Below are 5,710 nucleotides of genomic sequence, written 5' to 3'. Positions count from 1 at the left end.
CGGGGTACCGTACAGGCATGGTCCGGCCCGCGCAGACCGCGCGCAGCGAACGCACCCGGGAGGCGTTGCGGCAAGCCGCGATGGTGCGGTTTTTGGCCCAGGGTTTCGAGGAGACATCGGCCGAGCAGATCGCGGCGGACGCCGGGGTGTCGCTGCGGACGTTTTATCGGCACTTCTCGTCGAAACACGATCTGCTGTTCGCCGACTACGACGCCGGACTGCACTGGTTTCGCGCAGCGCTGGCCGCCCGGCCGACCGACGAACCGATCACCGAGTCCGTGCAAGCGGCCATCTTCGCGTTCCCCTATGACGTTGACGCGGTGGCGAAGATCGCCGCGCTGCGCGACGCCGAACTCGACTCCGGACGGATCGTTCGGCACATCCGCCAGGTCGAATCCGACTTCGCCGACGCCGTCGCCGAACGGCTAAGCCGTGCGGAGCCCGCCGACACCGTCGAGGACCGGCTGCGGGTCACGGTGACCGCCCGCTGCATCGCGGCCGCGGTGTTCGGCGCGATGGAGCTCTGGATGCTCGGCCAAGATCGGTCGCTGGCCGGGCTTGCCAGCTTGTGTCATGACGCCCTGACCTTCCTGGACGGCGGACTCCTGCGCCGCGACCAATAGTTTTGTCATAATTGACAAAACGGAGGATCCGTGCCAGCCTGCGCAGCAGGGCTGGAAGGGCGGAAGCTTATGGCTGACTACGACGCAATCGTCATCGGTGCCGGACACAACGGCTTGGCCGCGGCTTTGATCCTGCAGCGCGCGGGCCTGCGCACCATATGTCTGGAGGCCAAACGCTACGCGGGCGGCATGGCCTCAACCGTCGAGTTGTTCGACGGCTACCGGTTCGAGATCGCCGGCTCAGTGCAGTTCCCGACGTCGGCGACGGTCACCCGCGAGCTGGGTCTGGACATCTTGGCGACCGTCGACTCCGAGGTCATGTCGGTAGCGCTGCGCGGGGTTGGCGACGATCCCGTCATCCAGTACACCGACCCCGTGAAGCTGCTCGCTCATCTGGGCGACGTGCACGGCGCAGACGCCGTCAACGGCATGGCGGGGCTGCTGGCCTGGAGCCAGGCGCCGACGCGGGCACTGGGCCGGTTCGAAGCCGGCGCCCCGCCGAAAACCCTCGACGAGATGTTCGCCTGCGCCACCAACGAATTCGAACGCTCGGCGATCGACGACATGTTGTTCGGCTCGGTCACCGACATCCTGGACCGCTACCTCCCGGACCGGGAGAAGCACGGCGCGCTGCGCGGCTCGTTCACCGTGCTGGCCGTCAACACCCTTTACCGCGGGCCGGCCACACCAGGCAGCGCGGCCGCACTGGCGTTCGGGCTCGGCGTTCCCGACGCCGACACCGTGCTGATGAAGAAGTTGCGGGGCGGGATCGGGGCGCTCACGACGCACCTGCGGGAACTGTTCGAAACCCACGGCGGCGAACTGCGGCTGCGCACCAAGGTGACCGAAATCGTCGTCGGCGACGGCGCAGTCCACGGTGTACGCATCGACGCCGGCGACACGGTGACGGCCCCCGTCGTCGTATCGGCCGTCGCACCGGATCTGACCATCAACGAGCTGATCGATGCCGCCGCGCTGCCCGCCGACATCCGGGAGCGCTACGCGCGCATCGACCACCGGGGCAGCTACCTGCAGATGCACTTCGCCCTGGATGCGCCACCAGAGTTCGCTGCACCCTACGAGGCCGTCAATGACCCGGACATGCAGGCATCGATCGGTATTTTCAGCACGCCTGAAGAAGTGCAGCAGCAGTGGGAGGACTGTCGGCGCGGGATCGTGCCGGCCGACCCGACCGTCGTGCTGCAGATCCCGTCGGTGCACGACCCGCAGCTCGCGCCGCCGGGCAAACACGCCGCGTCGGCGTTCGCGCTCTGGTTCCCGATCGAGGGCGGTGCGCATTCCTACGGCCAGATGAAGGTGGAGATGGGTCAGCGGGTGATCGACAAGATCACCCGGCTGGCGCCCAACTTCGAGCGCAGCATCATCCGGCACACCACCTTCACCCCGCGCCACATGGGCACGATGTTCGGCGCACCGGGCGGCGACTACTGCCACGGACTCTTGAACCCCAACCAGATCGGCCCGAACCGGCCCGGACCCAAAGGCTTTCTGGGCCAGCCGATCCCGCTCGACGGGCTCTACCTGGCGAGTGCGGGGTGCCACGGCGGGCCGGGGATAACGTTTATTCCCGGCTACAACGCGGCACATCAGGCGCTGGCCGAGACCGGCGGCTAACGGGCCTGGTCCAGCAATTCGTCGAGCAGCGCGGTGAACTCCTGCGGATTGGCCGGAGTCAATGCTGGGCTGGGCCGAGTGCCCGGCACGTCCAAGGTGATCAACGTCGACTTGAGCGGCCGGCGCACGTCCAGCGGCAGCCAGCGGCGCAGATCCGAGCTGCCCCAGATCCGGAAGCGGTGGATGAACAAACCCAGCGGCTCCGACTTATATCCGCGGATCTTCGCCAGGGGGATCACCTTCGACGTGCCCGACGGAAAGTGATAGCGGCGCAACGTGATCGCCTGGCGATCAAGCTGCACCAGCCCGTCGTCGTAGCAATCGTTCATGCTCACAGCCGCCTGCACCGAAGCTCGTGACCGCGGGCCGTCAGGCAGCGGCCGCTGGCCAAGTCCCACTGCCACCCGTGAAGGTTACAGGTCAGCGTGTTGTCCTCCACCACACCGAATCTGGACAGGTCGGCCTTCAGGTGCGGGCAGCGGCGCTGAATCTCCCAGCCGTCCATGGTGATCGACGCGGTGTCGTCGTGTGTTTCGGCGAACCAGCCGTCGGCGTAGGCGATGCGCTCGTCGGTCAGGCACTTGAAGAACGTGTACAGGTATTCGTTGTAGCCGCCGACCCGCGAGGCTTTGAAGCGGGTGGACAAGAAGATCGTGTTGACCCAGTCCGGCTCGTTGTCGCGCAGCACGGTGCGCACCAGCTCCGGCGCGATCTCGAACGAGTACCGGAACTTCTCGTCGGGAATCGGTTCGCGCACCGTGCGTTTCGGAAAATCGAGGACGACAGCCTCTTTGCCGAGCACTAGTTCGACGGGGTAGCCGATGCCGTCGCAGATTTCGTCGCTTTGGGACATGATCGGTTCGAACAGTGCCCGCAGCGGCTCCAGCAGCGGCTCGCCGGATGCGGGCGTCCAGCCGGCCTTCTCCGCTGCGATCACCGGCGCCATCCGGGCGGCATAGTCGGCGATGTAGGCCGCCTTGCCGGTGGTGAAGATGGCCTCGACCTCCTCGTCGGGCAGCGGGTGGGTCAGCGAATTCAGCTGTGAGCCAGTGAATTCAGCCGTCGAACCGGGCATCATCAGCAACCCGCGATCGTGGCCGTGGGCGCGCATCTGCTCTAAGAACACCATCTGGTCGGGGAAGATGTTGGCGGGATCGCCGCGGTCGTCGTTGAGGTGACGCAGCTCCGGATCCAAAAAGCACGGCGGGCCCGCCGACGGGATCACCCAGCTGGCGCCGACCTGAGCGACGTACTGGCGCGCGCGGTCCATCTGGCGTTGGCGTTTTTGGGTGCCGAACGCTTCTTTGGCCCGCGCGGGCATGTCGTAGACCATCGGGTACCAGATCGCGCCGGAGTACTGCAGCATGTGGACGTCGACGTGGCCGAACTTCGAAGGCAGGACATCCAGGTCCACCGGCCGGGCGTCGTTCATGTTGAACACGGTGGTCTCGCCGTCGGAGACCACCAGAGCCGAGTCGCCGATCGGCCCGTCGGCCGGTGCGCGCAGCGCGATGATCATCACGTCGAGCGGCCCCTTCGGCCCGTCGACGCGGTGCTTGACAGAGTTGGTCGTTTCGAAGAACCGGTGAAACCCCAGCTTTTCCAGCTCACCGCGCAGGTCCGGCATCGGATAGTCCGGTAGCAGCACCACCGCGTCTTTGTTGACGTGGGCCGCGAGCAGCTTCGCATCGAGATGGTCCTTGTGCAGATGCGAGATGTACAGGTAGTCGCATTGGCCCAGCTGGCCCCAGTCCAACCTGCTGTTGTCCGGGAACGGGAACCATGCCGCGAAGTAGGCCGGGTTGACCCAGGGATCGCACAAGATGCTGCCCGCATGCGTCTCGATCCGGAAGCCTGCATGTCCGACGCTGGTGACCTGCACTAATGCCTTCCGATGCCGTCGAGAGCGGTCCGTGTGCCGCCCTTGAGCTTAGCGACGCGACGTCACGGCCGGCGCTAGGTGGCGGCGTTGGCGAGTGCGCGCTCGGCCAGCGCCCCGATGGCCGGTGCCACCAGGCGTGAGTACTCGACCGTGACATGGGTGGCGTTGTAGATGTCTGGGTACACCAGGGTGTTGCCGACGATGACCGGGCAGCGCTGGTCGGTGCAGAACAGGTTGGTGATGTCGGCATAGTGTCCGCCGCCGGCCTTGGTGGCGGCGGTCTCGGCGGCGATGCCGGCCTGGTTGACCGCCGCCGAGCGTGCCGGTGAGCAGGCGGTGGCGTCGTCGAGGTGAGCGGACAGGCAGATCGGCACCAGGGTGTGTGGATCGGGGATCGGGCCGAGCACCAGCACCTGCGCCCCCATGCCGCGCACCTGCTGCACCAGGCCGGTCAGGCTGGTGATCCACGCCGAGTCATACGAAGTGAAGCCGAAGTCGGTCGAATACCCCCGCCACATGCTGAGCACGACCAGCCGTGGGTGCTCGGGGCGCAACCGGGCGAGGATCTGGGCACGCCACTGCTCGCATTGGGTGTACTCGCTACGAGCGAGGGGGTTGATGATGGGCAGGTACATCGGCGGACAGGCCATTTTGGCCAGGGTTTCCAGCCGCCAGTGCCGCTGGGCGGCGACCTGCTGCAACGCCGGCGACCACATCGTGGCATCCGAGTCGCCGACCAGGGCCACCGTCGTCGCCGAGGCGGTATCCCCCGACGCGCACTCAGGCTGTTCGACTTGGAAAACATTGCGCAGGCAGTTGTTAAGCAACACCGTCTTGAGTTCGGTGGTGGCGTTGGCCAGGGGTGGGGTGAGGTTGGAGGGTACGGCTTTGAGGTCGGCGGCTGCTGCGACCGCGGCGTGTATTTGGGCGAAGGTGTGGTGCACGGCGGTGTCGTAGTGGTGGGGGCCGGCGGGGTCGGGTGCGGCGGTGATGCTCAGCGCTGGGGCCGGCGCGCCGCGGCCGACCGGGGTGGGCACCACGATCAGCAGCAGCACCCCCACGCTGGCGGCGGCGGCGGTGGCCAGCCCGCCAAGGGCCAGGCTGCGGGCCGGTGAGCGGCGGATCGGTGCGGCGAAGCGCAGCGGGTTTTCCACCAGATGCAAGGTCAGCACCGCCAGCACACCGGACACGGCGGCCGCGACCAGCCGGCCGGGCAGGCCCAGCGGGTGGCCCAGCAGCGGTGGGGCCAGCAGCAGCACCGGCCAGTGCCACAGGTACCACGAATACGACACCCGCCCGATGGCGCGCATCGGTGAGCGGGCCAGCAGACCACCAACGCCCAGCCGGCTATCGGCGCAGCCGGCGCCGATCACCAGCGCGCTGCCCAGCACCGGCACCAGCGCGGCCATCCCCGGATAGGGGGTGGTCGGGCCGATCAGGGTGCAGGCCAGCAGGATCAACCCCAGCCCCGCCCACCCGGTGATCGCGGCCCCGCGCGCCGGCAGGCGCCGCCACCAGCCGGCACTAAGCGCCACCAGCCCGCCCACGGCCAGCTGCCAGGCCCGGGTGG

At 67.6% G+C, this 5,710-nt stretch carries 5 protein-coding genes; 2 read left to right on the top strand and 3 right to left on the bottom strand.

All coding sequences use genetic code 11. From position 1 onward, the window contains the following. Nucleotides 1-17: 17 nt before the first annotated feature. Nucleotides 18-623: a TetR/AcrR family transcriptional regulator gene (locus VFA16_RS05175; protein WP_324966785.1), complete on the top strand. Its 606-nt coding sequence runs from the start codon at nucleotides 18-20 to the stop codon at nucleotides 621-623. A gap of 69 nt (nucleotides 624-692) precedes the next feature. Next, on the top strand, nucleotides 693-2,258 hold the full coding sequence (locus VFA16_RS05170) for an NAD(P)/FAD-dependent oxidoreductase (protein ID WP_324966783.1): 1,566 nt from the start codon (nucleotides 693-695) through the stop codon (nucleotides 2,256-2,258). Here the strand turns inward: VFA16_RS05170 and VFA16_RS05165 are convergent. From VFA16_RS05165 to VFA16_RS05155, 3 genes are all read right to left on the bottom strand, one after another. Next, nucleotides 2,255-2,587 carry a hypothetical protein gene (locus VFA16_RS05165; protein ID WP_324966784.1) on the bottom strand — a complete coding sequence of 111 codons (333 nt, stop codon included), beginning with the start codon at nucleotides 2,585-2,587 and terminating at the stop codon, nucleotides 2,255-2,257. The genes VFA16_RS05170 and VFA16_RS05165 overlap by 4 nt on opposite strands. 2 nt (nucleotides 2,588-2,589) lie before the next feature. Continuing rightward, on the bottom strand, nucleotides 2,590-4,140 hold the full coding sequence (locus VFA16_RS05160; RefSeq protein ID WP_324966782.1) for a Rieske 2Fe-2S domain-containing protein: 1,551 nt from the start codon (nucleotides 4,138-4,140) through the stop codon (nucleotides 2,590-2,592). Nucleotides 4,141-4,214: 74 nt separating this feature from the next. Then, a partial coding sequence (locus tag VFA16_RS05155) for an acyltransferase family protein (protein WP_324966781.1) occupies nucleotides 4,215-5,710 on the bottom strand: 1,496 nt, incomplete at its 5' end.

The sequence above is a fragment of the Mycobacterium sp. genome (assembly GCF_035653355.1).
Taxonomy (GTDB): domain Bacteria; phylum Actinomycetota; class Actinomycetes; order Mycobacteriales; family Mycobacteriaceae; genus Mycobacterium.
This window is presented reverse-complemented; position numbering and strand designations above follow the sequence as displayed.